This is a genomic window from Streptomyces sp. BE303 (assembly GCF_036290945.1).
In the GTDB taxonomy this organism is placed as follows: Bacteria; Actinomycetota; Actinomycetes; order Streptomycetales; family Streptomycetaceae; genus Kitasatospora.
Window position 1 is genome coordinate 12641 of the sequence record NZ_JAQYWZ010000817.1, and the last position, 16069, is coordinate 28709.

The 16069-nt window shown below is 75.9% G+C and carries 12 protein-coding genes; 4 read left to right on the forward strand and 8 right to left on the reverse strand.

Annotated features, from left to right (window positions below; genetic code table 11):
* The first annotated feature begins 19 nt into the window (after positions 1 to 19).
* Positions 20 to 427, forward strand: coding sequence for a VOC family protein (locus PUR56_RS28105; RefSeq protein WP_329880099.1), 408 nt, complete (start codon positions 20 to 22; stop codon positions 425 to 427).
* Positions 428 to 545: 118 nt separating this feature from the next.
* Here the strand turns inward: PUR56_RS28105 and PUR56_RS28110 are convergent, their stop codons facing one another.
* From PUR56_RS28110 to PUR56_RS28140, 7 genes are all read right to left on the reverse strand, one after another.
* Positions 546 to 953, reverse strand: coding sequence for a DUF6188 family protein (locus PUR56_RS28110; RefSeq protein WP_329950987.1), 408 nt, complete (start codon positions 951 to 953; stop codon positions 546 to 548).
* A gap of 156 nt (positions 954 to 1109) precedes the next feature.
* Positions 1110 to 2231 (reverse strand): NUDIX hydrolase, encoded by a 1122-nt coding sequence (locus tag PUR56_RS28115; protein ID WP_329950988.1) that lies wholly within the window; start codon positions 2229 to 2231, stop codon positions 1110 to 1112.
* Between the two features lie 132 nt (positions 2232 to 2363).
* A complete protein-coding gene (locus PUR56_RS28120) occupies positions 2364 to 2702 on the reverse strand; it encodes a hypothetical protein (protein WP_329880095.1) in 339 nt (112 codons plus the stop codon).
* Positions 2703 to 2802: 100 nt separating this feature from the next.
* Positions 2803 to 3789 carry an SGNH/GDSL hydrolase family protein gene (locus PUR56_RS28125; protein WP_329950989.1) on the reverse strand — a complete coding sequence of 329 codons (987 nt, stop codon included), beginning with the start codon at positions 3787 to 3789 and terminating at the stop codon, positions 2803 to 2805.
* A 147-nt stretch (positions 3790 to 3936) separates the two neighbouring features.
* On the reverse strand, positions 3937 to 5133 hold the full coding sequence (locus PUR56_RS28130; RefSeq protein WP_329950990.1) for a glycosyltransferase: 1197 nt from the start codon (positions 5131 to 5133) through the stop codon (positions 3937 to 3939).
* Positions 5130 to 6548, reverse strand: coding sequence for a glycosyltransferase family 4 protein (locus PUR56_RS28135; protein WP_443034581.1), 1419 nt, complete (start codon positions 6546 to 6548; stop codon positions 5130 to 5132). The genes PUR56_RS28130 and PUR56_RS28135 overlap by 4 nt, the downstream gene beginning before the upstream one ends.
* Before the next feature lie 123 nt (positions 6549 to 6671).
* Positions 6672 to 6863, reverse strand: coding sequence for a YegP family protein (locus PUR56_RS28140; RefSeq protein ID WP_329880092.1), 192 nt, complete (start codon positions 6861 to 6863; stop codon positions 6672 to 6674).
* A gap of 334 nt (positions 6864 to 7197) precedes the next feature.
* Here PUR56_RS28140 and PUR56_RS28145 point away from each other — a divergent pair, with 334 nt between their 5' ends.
* A complete protein-coding gene (locus PUR56_RS28145; RefSeq protein ID WP_329950991.1) occupies positions 7198 to 8886 on the forward strand; it encodes an FAD-dependent monooxygenase in 1689 nt (562 codons plus the stop codon).
* Positions 8887 to 9198: 312 nt separating this feature from the next.
* On the forward strand, positions 9199 to 11292 hold the full coding sequence (locus PUR56_RS28150) for an ABC transporter ATP-binding protein (RefSeq protein ID WP_329950992.1): 2094 nt from the start codon (positions 9199 to 9201) through the stop codon (positions 11290 to 11292).
* Between the two features lie 95 nt (positions 11293 to 11387).
* Here PUR56_RS28150 and PUR56_RS28155 read toward each other — a convergent pair whose 3' ends face one another.
* Positions 11388 to 12482, reverse strand: a complete 1095-nt coding sequence (locus PUR56_RS28155; protein ID WP_329880089.1) for a DUF5677 domain-containing protein — start codon at positions 12480 to 12482, stop codon at positions 11388 to 11390.
* A 419-nt stretch (positions 12483 to 12901) separates the two neighbouring features.
* On the opposite strand from PUR56_RS28155, the gene PUR56_RS28160 reads away from it, so the two are divergent.
* Complete coding sequence (locus PUR56_RS28160) at positions 12902 to 16060, forward strand: DEAD/DEAH box helicase (RefSeq protein WP_329950993.1); 3159 nt, start codon at positions 12902 to 12904, stop codon at positions 16058 to 16060.
* Positions 16061 to 16069: the final 9 nt, after the last annotated feature.

Below are 16069 nucleotides of genomic sequence, written 5' to 3' on the forward strand. Positions count from 1 at the left end.
GACGAGAAAGGCCCGTGCAATGTCGACCAAGATCTTCGTCAACCTCCCCGTGAAGGACCTCGCCAGGTCCATCGAGTTCTTCACGTCGATGGACTACGCCTTCAACCCGAAGTTCACCGACGAGAAGGCCGGTTGTCTGGTCATCAGCGACTCCATCTTCGCGATGCTGCTGACCGAGCCGTTCTTCAAGTCCTTCTCCGAGAAGGAGATCCCGGACACCTCCGCGACCGCCCAGACGATCCTGGCGCTCGGTGTCGACAGCCGCGCCGAGGTCGACGCGCTGGTGGACAAGGCGGTCGCCGCGGGAGCCGTGGAGCCGCGTGAGGCCACCGAACAGGGTGGGTTCATGTACGGGCGCACCTTCGCCGACCTCGACGGGCACCTCTGGGAGGTGATCTGGATGGACCCGGCCGTCGCCCAGGACTGACGGGTCGACCGTTCACCCCGGACGGCCGTTCCGGGCCGAGGGCCACTCCGGGAAGGCCGCCCGGTCGGCTGCCTCGGGACAGCCGGTGCCGGGCGTGCTCGGGCCTGCCCGGGCGGGCTCAGCCGGTCCTGCCGTCCTCCGACCACGCGACCTCGCCGCCGGGCAGACCGGTGCAGACCGCGCCCTCGGGCGTGAACACGCGCCAGGGCGCGAGCAGGGCGTGCGGCGGGACGGACAGCGTGCCGACCCCGTCGAAGACCAGCTCCAGCCCTCCGGCCATGGTCACGCGGGCCCCGTCGACGGTCCGGCCCACCAGGCCGAGCAGCGCGCCGGTGGGATGGACGGTGAGTTCCGGGTAGAAGTGCTCCACCTCCGACGGCGCGGAGAAGCGGAACTCGTGCGCCACCCGGACGGTCACCGGACCGTCGAGGGTGAGGTCGAGCCGTCCGCCGCCGCTGACCGACGCCACCCGGCGGCCGGCCAGGGCGTCCTCGATCGTCTGCCGTGCTCCGATCCCGTTCTGCATGCGACCAGTGTGGACCGGCGGCCCGCCACCTGTCTCGCCACCGGTCCCGCCGCTCGTCCCGTCGGTCGGCCGGCCCGCCGTCCCGTCGGCCGGGCCGCCACCCGGCCCGTCACCCCGGTGCGCCGGCCGTCCGGCCGCTTCCGCGTGCCCCGGCGCTCAGTGCGCCGGTCGGCCGCCGACCAGCTCGGCCGGTCCGCCCGGCCGCCCGCGGGCGGCCAGCGCGGCCGAGGTCCTGGCCCACGACGAGGCCGACAGCAGCGCCCGCGCCTCGGCCGGATCGCAGAGCCGCCACTCGACCAGCTCGTCCTCGGCCAGGGCGATCGAGGCCAGCCGCTCCTCGGTCACCGTGCCACCGTCGAAGACGTACACCAGCACGGCGGTGTCCCGGGTGCTCGCCGGGTCCGCGCCCCGGCCGGGGAGCCAGTCCACGGCCAGCAGCCGGCCCGGCTCGCACGCCCACCCCAGCTCCTCGCGGACCTCCCGGCGGGCCGCGGCGCGCGGCAGTTCCCGGTCCGCCTCGACGCCGCCGCCCGGCAGCACCCAGTACGGCACCTTGCCTTTCGGGCCGTCCCAAGGCCGCAGCCGCACCAGCAGGACCCGGCCCGCCCGGTCCGTGAACACCGTCCGCGCCTTGGCCCGGATCCGTGGCCGGGTGGCGATGTAGGCCTCCCGGTCCAGCGGGGGCGCGACGGGCCCGGGGGCCCTCGCCGCGACGCCCGGCGATTCCGCTCCCTCCAGCCGCAGTCCTGCCAGTCCCGTGTACGCGGGCGGCGGTCCCGCCGCCAGGTGGTCGAGGGTGTGCCCGGCCGGAAGGCTGTCCTCCAGCTCCAGCGGCCCGGCCGAGCGCGGCGCCCGCAGGCACGCCGTCACCCGCCGGGAGAGCCGGGGTGGCAGCGCGTGGCCCGCCTCCTCGGGGGTCAGCCACGCCCAGCCGCCGACCTCGGCCCGGTCCGGCCTGATCGCCGCCGCCTGTTCCGGCGTCAGCGGGTCGGCCCAGTAGAGGTGGGCGGCGATCGGCGGACGGGAGTGGTCGAGCGTCCAGTCGAGACAGGCCAGCGGCCCGAGGCGGGGCGTGAACCCCAGCTCCTCCGCGATCTCCCGGGCTGCCGTGTCGCGCGGCGAACGGTCCTGCGGCTCCCAGCCCCCGCCGGGTACGGCCACCGGGTGCTCCCGGTCGTACGGCAGCCGGACCACCAGCACCCGCCCCCGCCGGTCGGGGAACAACACCCCGGCCGCCGCCAACAACTCGCGCCCCGCATGCCCCGTACGCTCCGTCAACGTTCCGCTCCCTCCGCCGTCCTCCCTACCCTGACACCCCGACCGCCCCCGACGGTTCCCCGGGTCCGGAGGAGCGGCCGGAGCCGGTCCGTCGACGACCGGCCGGGCAGCTGGCCGATCCGGGTTGCTCGGCTAGTCCCAGTCGTCCGCCCCGCCCAGCAGCTCGATCAGGGTCAGGCCCGGGTCGTCGGCCTCGGCGGACCAGCGGTCGTACGCGGTCTCCCAGAGCGGGGCCAGCTGCAGCATCCACGGGAGCCGGTAGCGGTGGACGAAGGGGGCCCGGTCCGGGTGGTGCACGATGATGCGCCTGCTCAGCAGGCTGCTCCGGTGCCGGACGCCGGTGCGGGCGTCGAGCAGGGTGGACCTGTCGCCGATCTGCAGCAGGTGCCGGCCGTCGACCTCGCGGAGCGAGGCGGGCTGCCGGCCGAGTCGGCCGGACCAGCGAAGCTTCCCGGGACCGGTGGAATCCACACCTGACAACGGGTCACCCCATTCGCGGAGGCGGGCGTGACCTCGGTCGGCCGCGTCCTGGTGCACCACATGGTGGCCCGGCCCCGACCGCAGCACAAGATCAATTGCCGGACGGGAGGCGGCCCCCGCCGTCCTGCTCGGAGCCGGCCGCCCGCCCGAGGGAGGTGACGGGCGGGAGGGAGGTGAGGGCGGCGGTCGTGGCGCGGGCCATCAGCTCGTCCTGACGGCAGGTGGTGCCCCGGAGGCGGGCGGAGCCCTCGACGGCGGCCAGCGCCAGCAGGCCCGGGAGCAGGTCCGTGCTGCGGTCCACGACCCAGCGGGTGCCCCGGGTGGCCATCCACCAGAGGTCCGCCAGCGTGCCCGGCGGCGGTTCGACCGGCTCCGGGACGGGGACCGGACCGAGCGGGCGCCCGGCGTCCGCGAGCAGGCCGTGGAAGCCCCGGGCGATCAGGTGGTGGCCCTCGGCACTCGGGTGCAGCCGGTCGACGCTGAGCAACTGCCGCTCGGCGCTCCAGGGCAGGTCGGCGATGTGCAGGTGGACGCTCCCGTGGCGGACGGAGAGGGCGTGCACCACCGCGTTCACCGCCCGCATCCGCCGGGCCAGCGGCCGGGCGAGCGGAGGCGGCAGCCGCAGCAGCGTGCCCGGGTCGGGCAGGCAGGCGGTGAGCACCTGCGCGCCGCCGTCCGTGAGCCGGCCGAGGACGGCGTCGAGCGCCCGCGCGGTCCGTGCGACGTCGAAGCCGGACCGCAGGGTGTCGTTGCCGCCGGCGACCACGGCCGCCAGCTGCGGACGCAGCGCCAGGGCCGTCGGCAGCTGCTCGGCCGTCAGGTCGGTGGTGAGTGCGCCGCTCCGTGCGAGGTTGGTGAACTCGACACCCGTGTGCGGCGGGGCCAGTGACCGGGCGAGCAGCGCCGCCCAGCCGCGCCATCCGTCGGCGATCGGGTCGCCGATCCCTTCGGTGAGTGAATCCCCGAGTGCCACGAACCGGACCGGTTCGCCGGTCCGTCGTGCACTCGCCCGTGTCGCCCCGTGAGCGGCACCCGGAACGGTGCCGTCTCCCTCGTCCACCGCCGCGATCGTGTTCATCGCACCTCCCACACCTTCCCGGGCCCTCCGGCCCGGCCGTTCCGTCCTGCGCATGCGCACGCGCGTTCGCCGCAGCGGGAGGACGGGGGCCGCCCTCCTGCTCGGCGCCGGTCCTGCGGCTCCCTGCCTGCGGCCCGTGGGCTTCCGCTATCCCGCGTCGTGGGTCCCCGGTGCGCCGGATGCGCCGGATGCATGTGGTGCGCCCGGTGTGCCGGATGCACCGTGAGCGGCCAGGAAGGCGGCCACGGCGGCGGGCCAGCCGTACCGCTCGGCCTGGGCGCGGGCGGCGGCGCGCCGGGCCGCTTTGGGGCGCGCGAGGAGGTCGTGCACTCCGTCGGCGTACCCGGCGCCCGTGGGTTCGGCGGCCACCCCGGCCGGGCCGACCAGCTCCGGCAGGGCGGAGCAGCGGTTGACGACCACCGGCGTGCCGCAGGCCAGCGCCTCCATCGCCGCCAGCCCGAAGGTCTCCACCGGCCCGGGGGCGATGACCACGTCCGCACAGCCGAGCAGGCGGGCGACCGCGTCGCGCCCGGCGAGGTGCCCGAGGAAGTGCACGGGCAGCCGGTCACGGGCGGCCCGGGCGGCCAGCCGCGACCTGAGCGGTCCGGCGCCGGCCACCGCGAGGACGGCGGGCAGGCCACGCGCGCGCAGCTCGGCGAGGGCGTCGAGCGCGTGCTCGGGACGCTTCTCGGGGGAGAGCCGCGAACAGAGCACCAGCAGCACCTCGCCAGGTGTCGCGTACCGGGCCCGTTCCTCGGCCCGTTCGTCGGCGCCCGGCGGGCACAGGGCGGCGAGGTCCACGCCGAGCGGCGCGCGGGCCACGTTCCGGACGCCGAGGCGGCGGAACTCGGCGGCGGCCCAGTCCGTCGTGCAGATCACCGTGTCGTACGACCCGGCGGTGCGGCCGTTGAGCCGGTCGGCCGCCGCGCCGGCGACCGGGCCGGGCAGGCCCCAGGTGCGCAGCAGTCCGGCGGCACTCTCGTGCGAGACCATCGCCGATCGGACGCCGTGCCGTCGCGCCCAGGAGCCCGTCCACCGCAGGGTGGTCCGGTCGGAGACCTCCAGCCGGTCGGGTGCGAGCCGTTCCAGTTCGGTGGCGACCGCGCGCCGGTCGGTGAGCAGGCGGTAGCCGCCGCTGCCGGGCAGGACCCGCCCGGGGAGGGTGACGACCAGTCCCTGTTCGTCCTCCTCCGTGGCTCGCCGCTCGCCGGGGACGACCAGCACCGGTGCGTGCCCGGCGGCCCGGTAGCCCGCGCCGAGGTGGCGCAGTGCGGTCCGCAGCCCGCCGGAGACGGGGGTGACGAAGTTCGCCACCCGGACGATGCGCAGCGGTCCGGCGGTCATGCCGTCAGCTCCTCCGTGACCGGAGTGCCGGCCGCGTCCCGGGTGGCGTGCGCGCGGGTTCCCGCGGCGCTCCCGGCGGCGTCGGCGGTCTCCTGGACGGCGTGCAGGCCGTTCCGGCCGGTGGTGTCCGCCCGGGGTGCACCGGCCTGCACGCTCCCCGGCACCGGCACGGCTGCGGGCACGGCTACCGGCACAGGCACGGCTGCGGGCACCGGCACCGGCACAGGCACGGCTACCGGCTCCGGCGTGGATGCCGTCGCCGTCGTCGCCCCGTGGTGCTCCGCCAGCACCTCCGCGTAGTGCCGCAGCAGCATGTCCCCGACCGCCTCCCAGGTGCGGGCGGTCACCTCGGCCCGCCCCGCCCGGCCGTACGCGGCCCGTAGCTCGGCGTCCTCGGCGAGGGCGGTCACCGCCCGGGCGACCGCCGCGCCGTCCCGGGGCGGGACGAGCAGGCCGGTGCGGTGGTGCGCGACGAGGTCCAGCGGTCCACCGGCGGCCGGGCCGACCACCGGGACCCCGCTGGCCATCGCTTCCTGGATGGTCTGGCAGAAGGTCTCCAGCGGCCCGGTGTGCACGAACACGTCCAGCGTGGCGAAGCAGCGGGCCAGCTCCTCCCCGGTGCGCCGGCCGAGGAACACCGCACCGGGCATGGCGGCCTTCAGCCCCGGCGCGGACGGTCCGTCGCCGATGATCACGACCCGTACCCCCGGCAGGGCCGAGGTCCGGGCCAGCAGGTCGACCCGCTTCTCCGGCGCGAGCCGCCCGACGTACCCGACCAGGACCTCGCCGCCGGGGGCGAGCGCCCGGTGCAGGGCCTCGTCCCGGTGGCGCGGGTGGAAGCGGGCCGAGTCGACGCCGCGCGGCCAGAGCTGGACCCGGGCGACGCCGTGCGCGGTGAGGTCCTGCGCGGCGGGGGTGGACGGCGCGAGCGTCCGGGAGGCGAGGCCGTGGACGGAGCGGATCCGGTGCCAGGCGGCGGCCTCGCCGAGTCCGCGCCCGGCCCGGTAGGCGTGCGCGTACCCGGCCAGGTCGGTCTGGTAGACGGCGACGACCGGCAGGCCGAGCCGGGTGGCGACCTGTGCGCCGCGCGCGCCGAGCACGAACGGGCTGGCCAGGTGCACCAGGTCCGGCCGGTGACCCCGGATCGCGGCGGCCAGCCGGCGGCTGGGCAGTGCGATCCGGACCTGGGGGTAGCCGGGAAGGGGGACGGACGGGACCCGCACCACGGGGAGGTCGGCCATGGCCGGACCGGCACCGAAGGTGTGTGACGGGCTCTGCGCGCCGCGTGCGGGCGCCGGAGTGACGACGAGCGGCTGGTGGCCCCGGCGGAGCAGGTGCTCGGCGGTCCGCAGCACGCTGTGGGCGACGCCGTTGACCTCGGGGGGAAAGGATTCGGTGACGATGACGACACGCATGCCTGAGTTCTGTCCGGGTCCGGCGTGCACGTGGCCAAAGGGATCTGTCGTACAAACGAACGCGGGTCGGCGATTTGTCCCGCCGACCCGCGTCCCCGCCCGCCGAGGGGCCTACCGGGGCGCTCAGGCCGGCCGGGCGGCCGCCTCCTTCAGCTCCGCGTAGGGAGCGAGCTTCCGGAGGGACTCGATGCTCTTGATGCAGTCGTCCCGGTTCTCCTGCGGGTCGCCCGTCACCACGACGGTGCCGTTGCTCGCCTTGAGCCGGAACCGGTGCATGCCGCTCTCGTCCGTGTACAGCTCGAACTTTCCTGCCATGGCAGTGCTCACCTCTCGTCTGGAAGCCCCCTCGAACCGCACCGTAGGCTCAAATACCTTGCTATGCACGCCAGATGAGGCGTTCGGGGCTGCGCCGAATGGGTTCTGGTCACTCTGGGAGCCGCAAGGTGGTGCCTCATGAGGTGTGAGGCTGCCAGGGCGGGGCGGTCCCGGACCGGCCGGGCCCCGCCGGGGGCGCCCGGGGCCGGCCCCGGGCCGGTGGGCCGCCGGCGGGGGCCGGACGGCCGCGGCGCCGGGCCGAGTGGCGCGTCGGCGTGCGGGCGGGGCAGCCTGGAACCACGGACGGGTGTGCTCCCGGCACCGAGGAGTGGTCATGGGTGACACCGAGGTACTGGTCGTGGGGGCGGGGCCGGTCGGACTGACGGCCGCCGCGGAGCTTCGCCGCCGGGGCGTTGAGTGCCGGATCGTCGACCGTCTGCCCGCCCCGCAGCCGTACGCCAAGGCGGTCGGCATCCAGCCCCGCACCCTGGAGGTCTGGGACGCCATGGGGCTGGTCCGCGAGGTCCTCGACGAAGCCGTGCCGATGCGGGGCCAGTTGATGTTCGTGAACGGCGATCCCGGCCCGCGGATCGACCTCGACCTGCCCGCCGACGTGCCGTACCGCTTCGCCGCGCTCCCGCAGTACACCACGGAGCGGCTGCTCACCGACCACCTCGCCGGCTACGGGACGACCGTCGAGCGCGGCACCGAACTGCTGGACCTGGAGCAGCGCGACGACCACGTCCGCGTCTCGCTCGCCACGCCGGACGGGCCGCGGGAGGCGGCGGCGCGGTACGTCGTCGGCTGTGACGGCGCGCACAGCCGGGTGCGCCGTGCGGCCGGGATCGCCTTCGAGGGCGACGCCTTCCCCGAGCAGTACATGCTGGGCGACGTCGAGGTCGACTGGGACCTCCCCGACGGCTACGGCGTGCGCGCCACCCACCTGGACGCCGACGGGGTCGCCGACGACCTGCTGGTCTGCATACCGCTGCCGGGCCGACGGCGGTACCGGATGTCGATGCTCGTCCCGCCCGAGCTGGCCTCCGCGCCGTCCGGGGAGGTCGCTCACGGTCTCGAACGCGTCCGCGCACCGGAGTTGCGGCACATCCAGGCCGTGCTCGACCGGTTGTCGCCGCAGCCCACCACGGCCACCGCGCTGCGCTGGTCGTCGGTCTTCCGGATCAGCCACCGGCTGGCCGACCGCTACCGGGAGGGCCGGCTCCTCCTCGCCGGCGACGCGGCCCACGTCCACCCGCCCACCGGTGCCCAGGGCATGAACACCGGGGTCCAGGACGCGTACAACCTGGCCTGGAAGCTCGCCCTCGCGGTCCGGGGGATCGCCGCCGACGGACTGCTCGACAGCTACCACGCGGAACGCCACGCGGTGGGCGAGGAGGTCGTCGGACGCACGGTGCGCCATGCCCGGGCGGGCTTCGACGCCGACCCGGACGACCTGACCACCCTGCTGCTCCGGGAGGCCCAACTGCTGGTCGGCTACCGCGGCGGACCGCTGACCCCGCCCGGCGGCGGGGCCGGGGACCCCGGCGGCGGCCACGGCCCCCTCGCCGGTGACCGGGCGCCGGACTGCGGCGGGCTGGAGCGGCCGCTGACCGCCTTCCCGCAGCGCCTGTTCGACCTGCTGCGCAGCCCCCGGCACGCCCTGCTGCTGTACGCCGACGCGGGAACACCGGCGGAACGACTCCACGGGACCGCGGCCGCCGCGCGTTCGGCGGCCCACGGCCTCCTCGACGTCCACGTGGTCCTGGCCGCCGGGGCGGACTCCCGGCCGGACGGTCTGCGGCTCCCGTACGTCCGGGACGCCGCCGGGGCGTTCCGGGCGGCCTACGCCCCGGGCGACGGCGCACGCGACGGCGCGGACGCGGGGACGGGCGCGGGAGCGGCCTTCCTGATCCGCCCGGACGGCTACCTGGCCGCGCGCCTGCCCGCCGGTGATCCGGGCGGCCCCGCCGCCGAACTCCGTCGCGCCTTCGCGGCCCCGGGCGCGACGGGAAGCACCGCCTGACGCGCGGGAGCCCGGTGCCCCGGGCGTCCGTCTCCCGTGGCCGCGGCACCGGTGCGTGGCCGCGGCACCGGTGGGGCGCTGGGCTTGATCGCCACCAACTCGCCGATGCCGACACGGACTTCGCCGGATCGAGTGAGTGCCGTCGGGACACGCCGAGGAGCCCGGTGGACCGCTGCCAGGATCGGGGACCGCACCGGCGAGACCCCACCCGTCCGCAGCCGAGCCGCCCGGCTTGGCTGCCGCTCCCGCGCGCCCACCGGCGGCGGGAAGGGGGTCGCCCGTGCCGCACCGGCAGACGACCCAGGGAGCAACGTGACGCAGTCCCACGCGCAACATGACCGGCCCGACCGTGACCGGCCCGAGGACGGTCCGACCGAGGAGGGTCCGACCGACGGTGACCTGCCCGAGGACGGCCTGCCCGACCGGCAGGACGGCCGGGAGCCGGAGCACTCCGAGGAGTTCCGCGCCCGCTTCTACGGCGACAACCGGCTCAAGGCCGGCGCGTCGATCTCCACCCTCGCCATGGTGCGGCGTCTGCCGCACCTGGTCCGCAGGGCGCTCTCCCTCGCGTGGCGGGCGGACCGCTCCGCCACCGTGCTGCTGCTCGTCTGCCAGGCCCTGTCCGGCGTGTTCGGCGCCCTCGCCCTCTACTTCACCACCGGCACCCTCGACGCGTTGCTCGTCCCCGGGCCCGTCACCGACCACCTCCGCGACGCCGCCCCCTCCCTCACCGTCCTCACCGCCTCCGTCGCGCTGCGCGCCGTCCTCGCCATCGCCGTCACCAGCCTCTCCGGGCGGGTGTCGCCCCGGATCAACCGCGAGGCCGACCTCGCACTGATCGAGGCCGGCTGCGCCGCCGAGCTCGCCGCCTACGACGAACCCGCCTACGCGGAGAGCTGGGAGGCCGCCGACCGGGGCGCCGCCACCACGCCCGACCTGCTCTCCAACGCCCAGGACGTGATCGCCTCCGCCGTGAGCCTGCTCGCCGCGGCCGGCGTCCTCGCCACCCTCCACCCGTGGCTGGTCCCGTTCCTGTTGCTCGGTTCGGTGCCGACCGGCGTCGCCGCCGTGCGGACCGCCCGCATCCACTACCTCGCCTCCGTCGGCACCAACGAGGAGCGGGCGGCGCTGCGGGTCTACCGCTGGTTCCTCATCGACAAGGGCCGTGCCGACCAGGTCAGGTCGGACCAGGTCACGCCGTTCATGCTCGACAAGTACCGGCAGACCGAGGACCGGATCGCCGTGGCCACCGACCGGGCCGTCCGCCGGGCCACCCGGGTCTCCCTGTACGCGGCGTTCGGCACCGGCGCGGGCGCCGCGCTGGTCTGGGGCACCCTGCTCTACCTGGTCGCCTCCGACCGGATCGGGCTGGCCGCCGCCGGCTCCGCCACCTTCGCGCTGCGCACCGCCGGCAGCGGCATCCAGGGTGTGGTCGGCAACGGTGCCCGCCTCTACCGGATGGGCCTCTACCTGGACGACTACTTCCGTTTCCTCGACGAGGCCGGTGGCCACCGCATCCGGCGGGGCACCGTCGTCCCCGGTGCACCGGCCACGGTCGCCGTCACCGACCTCAGCTACGCCTACCCCGGCGAGCAGCAGGATCCGGCGCTGCGGGGGGTCAGCCTGACGCTGCGTCGCGACGAGATCGTCGCGGTGATCGGCCAGAACGGCAGCGGCAAGTCCACGCTCCTCAAGCTGATCTCCGGTCTCTACCTCCCGCAGGGCGGCCGGATCACCTGGGACGGCGTGCCGATCGAGGAGCTCGACGCCGACGGCCTGTGGCGACGGGTGGCGCGCGTCCCGCAGGAGTTCGCCCGCTGGCCGCTGAACGCCACCGAGAACATCCACCTCGGACACGTCGGTGACGCCGAGCGCACCGAGGACCCGGACCGGGCCGGCCGGGTCGACCAGGCCGGCCGTTCCCGGGCGGTCGGCGACACCACCCTGGCGGAGGTCCGGCGGGCCGCCGGGCACACCGGCTTCGACGAGACCGTCGCCCGGCTGCGGTCCGGTTGGCACACCCTGCTCGCCCAGGGCTGGATGGGCGGCGCCGAACTGTCCGGCGGCGGCTGGCAGCGTGCGGCCGTGGCGCGCGCCTTCTACCGCACCACCCTCAACCCCGGTCTGCTGATCCTCGACGAGCCGACCTCTGACCTCGACCCGCGCGCCGAACACCGCATCCTGCACGCCCTGCGCGGCTTCGCACCCGGTCGGATCATCCTTCTGGTGACCCACAACATCGCCAACGCCCGCCTCGCCGACCGCGTCGTCGTCATGGACCAGGGCCTCGTCGTCCAGACCGGGACCTGGGACGAACTCGCCGCCCGGCCCGGCGGGCTGTTCCGTGAACTCCTCGACCTCCAGCGGGACCGGTCCGTCCCGGCCCAGCGCTCCGACGCCCCCTGATCCGCGTCGGGGGCCGGCCGGTCACCCCGGCCGGCCCCCGACGCGGTTCGGAACACTGCCCGGCCTCGCAGTCCGGGACGCGGCCGGGACGCGCCCTATCCGAACGCGTCGGCCGGCTCGTGCGGCCTCGTCCGCTGCTTGGCGAGGTTCCGTGCCGTGGCGCGGCGCTCGGCGACGTCGGCGGCGTCGAACAGCTGCGCCGCGTGGTCGATGAGGATCTCGATCCCGTCCAGCCGACCGGTGTTGCCCACGCAGAGCAGGTCCGGCGAAGGTGCCGGCGGCGCGTAGAGGGCGAACACCGCGGTGCACCGGAACAGGGAGTCCATGGCCCAGCAGGCCGGCCCGTCCAGTCCGGACGTCGTGGTCCTGGCCACCGGCCGCACGCCCTCGGCCAGGTCGACCACGGTGAACGCGGCGCTCCTGGCGTCGGACTGGACGAAGTGCCCGGACCAGCGGTGGAGGGGGTGCAGGGGGTGGATCTCGGCCAGCCGGTACAGGGCGTTCTGGTTGACGCCCGCCTCCATCCCCGGCAGCCCGATCGCCCAGCCGTAGGGAAAGGCGTAGTGCTCGCCGAACTGGTGCACGAGCTCGTCGCGGGTCGCCTCGATCCTGGCGATGGTGTCGGTGGAGAGCGACTCCCAGCCGAGCTTCTCGTAGTGCTCCTGGTAGAGCCGCGCGTCGCCGGCGTTGTGGACGATGTCGTGCAGGAGGAAGCGTTCGGACAGGTCGGTGTAGGCGGGGACCCGGCCGAACTCGGCCAGGACCTGCGCGATCACGGACACTTCGTGCAGGCCCCGCCAGCGGGCGAAGGCCGTGTCGACGAATCCGCCGTCGAGGTCGTCGTGCACGTCCCTGGCCAGTTGGACGGCCCGCGCCTGCAACCGGGAGAGCGCCTCGAACCCGGCGTCCTGCCGGGCGGCCGCCTCTGCGGAGCACTTCGCGTGGAGGTCGCCCTGCAGGTCGAGGACCGCCGCGAGGACGAGACGGTAGGCGTCCAACGCCGGTCCCCAGTGCCGCCGGACGGTCCGGCGGAGCCGGCGATCCGTGCGGTCCTCGGCGAGCAGCCTCTCCGGACCGCGGGCGAGGAAGCGGCGGGCGAAGGAGACGGCCTCGTCCTCCTCGGCGGGGTCCGCCGGGGCGGGGCCGGCCGACGAGGTGCCGGCGGTGCGGGTGTTTCCAGGAGCAGTCACGTGAGCGTAGCTCTCTCGGGTGATCGGGCATGGCGGGATCGACGGCGCTTCAGCGACCGTGGTCCCGATGCCGTAGAGGAATCTGATCCGGTTCGGGGCTCTCCGACCGGCTCGACGCGTTGTGCACGACGGCATCCTTTCGCAGATGACGCTGCCGGGTGAACCGTTCCCGGGCGTCCTTTCCGGCGCGGTGCGGCGTGGTGCGGCGTGGTGACGCATCCGGGTGGAGGCCGGGCCGGGTCCGCCGACGGGCGCCCGGCCCGCGGGCACCGCCCCGCTTGCCGCTCCGCTTGCCGTCCGGGTTGCCGCCCCGCTTGCCGTTCGGGGGTGTTGTCGGAGGGGCGGGCTAGGGTGGGAGGTCCGTCGTTCCCGTACGGTCCCGTACCCCCGCCGTCCCCTCCGAGAGGCTCCGTCCGCCGATGTACGCCCTGCACGCACTCTGGCGGGCCGACGGCCGGCTCGCGGTGTGGGTGGAGGACGCGGCGGCGTACCGGGGTGATCGCGGCCCCGTGGAGCGGGGCCGGGGCGGGCATCCGTTCGCGTGCGCGGCGGACGAGGTGGTCCGGCTGCTGGGCGGGGTCGGACCGGGGGTGGGGTGGCTGGCGGAGCAGGCGTCGGAGCGGTGGACCGGACTGCTGCTGCCCTCGCTCGCCGGGCGCCCGGTGCCGTCGCCGGACCTGCCGGTCGGTGCCGCGCCCCGGGGGATCGGGCTGGCCCCCTGGCGGGTGCCGACGCTGGTGTTCGACCCGGCGCAGGCGGCCCAGCTGCTCGGCGCCCTGCACGATCCGCACTGGCCGGGTGCGACCGTCCGGCTCCCGGACGGTACGTCGGCCGAGCTGGCGTACGGCGCGTCGGTGCGCTGGCTGGCGGCCGTCCACGACCTCGCCTGGCGGCTGGTCGGGCGGGGGCGGCTGGTGCCTGCGCCGGCCGAGGAGGCGGGGGAGTGGTACGCGCGCTGGCGACCCGCCCTGGACGCCCCGGCCCGCCGTGAGGTGACGGCGCTGGTCGCCGGGTGCCCGCCGGTCTGCCGGGCGGAGGACCACCGGGCCGGCCCGACCGCGTCCGGGCCCGCCGGACCCACCCCGACCGCCGTGGCCGCTCCGACCACCCCGACCCCGACCCCGACCACGTCGGCCCCGACGGCCGCCGCCCTGCTCGCCGAGGTGCTGGGCACGCTCGTCGACCAGGAGGCCCGCGCCGCCCTCGCGGATCTCGACCCGCCCGCCGAACCGTTCCTCGCCGCGCTCCACTCGCCCGACGGCCGCCTGGGCGGACCGCCGCCCGACGGCCTGCCCGAGCGGCTGGCCGGCTGGCAGTCGGCCCGGCCGGCGGACGCTCCGGTCCGGCTCGGGTTCCGCCTCGCCGAACCGCTCGGTCCCGATCCGGACGACCCCGACGGCGGGGCGGTCGCCGACGCCTGGCGGCTCGACCTGATGGTCCAGGGGGTGGAGCGGCCGTCGCTGGTGGTGCCGGCCGCCGCGCTGCGGCCGGGGTATCCCGACCCGGCCTACGAGGCGCTGGCCCGGCTGGTCCCCGACCCGGCCGAGGCGTTCCTCGCCGAGCTGGAGCGGGCCGCCCGGGTCCACCCGCCGTTGCGCGCCGTGCTGACGGGGCCGCTTCCGGCCGGGGCGGACCTCGACCGGGAGGGCGCGCTGCGCTTCCTGCGGGACGGCGCGCCCGCGCTCACCCTCGCCGGGTTCGGCGTGCTGCTCCCGGCCTGGTGGCAGCGGCGGCCCCGGCTCGGCCTGGTGCTCACCGCGGGTGCGCCCGGCGACGGGCCGGGCGCGGTCAAGCGGACGGCCCAGGTCGACCGGGACGCCGTGCTGGCCTTCCAGTGGCAGCTCGCCATCGGCGAACTGGGACTCACCGAGGAGGAGCTGGCCGAGCTCGCGGCCGCCCAGCAGGGTCTGGTCCGGCTGCGCGGTCGCTGGGTGGAGGTCGACGCGGCCCAACTCGCCGCCGCTGTGCGGTTCCTGGCCGAGCGGGGCAGCGGGGTCATGGCGGCGGCCGAGCTGGTGCGGCTGGCCGTGGACGACGGAGCGGTGGTCGACGGCCTGCCGGTGACGGCCGTCCACGCCACCGGACCGATCGGCGAGCTGCTGGCCGGGCGGCCGGGCGGGGCCGACCGGGTGCCGGTGCTGCCGGCCGGGTTCACCGGGACGCTCCGTCCGTACCAGCGGCGGGGACTGGCCTGGCTGGACGCGCTGGGCCGGCTGGGCCTCGGCGCCGTGCTGGCCGACGACATGGGTCTCGGCAAGACCGTGCAGACCCTGGCGCTGCTGGCCCTGGAGAAGGAACGCGGCGACACCGGGCCGGTCCTGCTGGTCTGCCCGATGACGATGGTCGGCACCTGGCAGCGGGAGGCCGCCCGGTTCACCCCGGGCCTGCGGGTGCACGTCCACCACGGCGCCGACCGGGCCGAGCCCGGGCCGGCCGCCGACCACGCCGATCTGGTGATCACCACGTACGGGCTGGTCCAGCGGGACACCGCCGAGCTGCGCCGGATCCCGTGGCGGAGGATCGTCGCGGACGAGGCGCAGCACATCAAGAACCGGTCCGCGCGGCAGTCCCGCGCGCTCCGGTCGCTCCGCTCGGGCCCGCGGATCGCGCTGACCGGCACGCCGGTGGAGAACCGGCTGGCCGACCTGCACGCGGTACTGGACTTCGCCAACCCGGGGCTGTTCGGTACCGCGGAGGGGTTCAAGGAGCGGTTCGCGATCCCGGTGGAGCAGGCGGGCAGCGCCGACGCCGCGGCGCGGCTGCGGCGGCTCACCGGACCGTTCCTGCTGCGCCGCCGCAAGAGCGACCCGTCGATCGTCCAGGACCTGCCCGCCAAGCAGGAGTTCACCGTCCGGTGCGGTCTGACCGCCGAGCAGGCGGGCCTCTACCGGGCGGTGGTCGCCGACCTGCTGGAGCGGTTGGGCGGGCTGCGCGGGGTGGAGCGCAAGGGCGCGGTGCTGGCGGCGATCGGCCGGCTCAAGCAGGTGTGCAACCATCCGGCGCAGCTGCTGCACGACGGGACGGCGCTGGAGGGCCGGTCGGGCAAGGTGGAACGGCTGCTGGAGGTGCTGGAGGAGGCGCTGGCGGAGGGCGACCGGGCGTTGGTCTTCACCCAGTACGCGGAGTTCGGCGGCATGCTCCGGCCCTACCTGCGGCGGCGGTTGGGCGAGGAGGTGCTGTACCTGCACGGCGGGGTGCCGCGCGCGAGCCGGGACGAGCTGGTCGAACGGTTCCAGTCGCCGGGCGGGCCGCCGGTCTTCCTGCTCTCGCTGAAGGCCGGCGGCACCGGGCTCAACCTGACCGCCGCGAACCAGGTGATCCACCTGGACCGGTGGTGGAACCCGGCGGTCGAGGACCAGGCCACCGACCGCGCGCACCGGATCGGGCAGCGTCGGGTGGTGCAGGTCCGGCGGCTGCTCTGCGTCGGTACGGTCGAGGAGCGGATCGACGAACTGATCGCGGCCAAGCGGACGTTGGCCGACGCCGTGGTCGGTGACGGCGAGCAGTGGCTCGCCGAACTGCCCACCGAGCGGCTGCGTGAGCTGCTCACCCTGTCCGCCGACGTGATCGGGGAGTGATCCGCAGCC

What these genes read in the sequence shown, in the direction of transcription:
- PUR56_RS28145 (WP_329950991.1), top strand. Translation starts at nt 7,198, where the DNA reads ATGGGTGACACCGAGGTACTGGTCGTGGGGGCGGGGCCGGTCGGACTG.
- PUR56_RS28135 (WP_443034581.1), bottom strand. Translation starts at nt 6,548, where the DNA reads ATGCGTGTCGTCATCGTCACCGAATCCTTTCCCCCCGAGGTCAACGGC.
- PUR56_RS28110 (WP_329950987.1), bottom strand. Translation starts at nt 953, where the DNA reads ATGCAGAACGGGATCGGAGCACGGCAGACGATCGAGGACGCCCTGGCC.
- PUR56_RS28160 (WP_329950993.1), top strand. Translation starts at nt 12,902, where the DNA reads ATGTACGCCCTGCACGCACTCTGGCGGGCCGACGGCCGGCTCGCGGTG.
- PUR56_RS28130 (WP_329950990.1), bottom strand. Translation starts at nt 5,133, where the DNA reads ATGACCGCCGGACCGCTGCGCATCGTCCGGGTGGCGAACTTCGTCACC.
- PUR56_RS28105 (WP_329880099.1), top strand. Translation starts at nt 20, where the DNA reads ATGTCGACCAAGATCTTCGTCAACCTCCCCGTGAAGGACCTCGCCAGG.
- PUR56_RS28125 (WP_329950989.1), bottom strand. Translation starts at nt 3,789, where the DNA reads ATGAACACGATCGCGGCGGTGGACGAGGGAGACGGCACCGTTCCGGGT.
- PUR56_RS28140 (WP_329880092.1), bottom strand. Translation starts at nt 6,863, where the DNA reads ATGGCAGGAAAGTTCGAGCTGTACACGGACGAGAGCGGCATGCACCGG.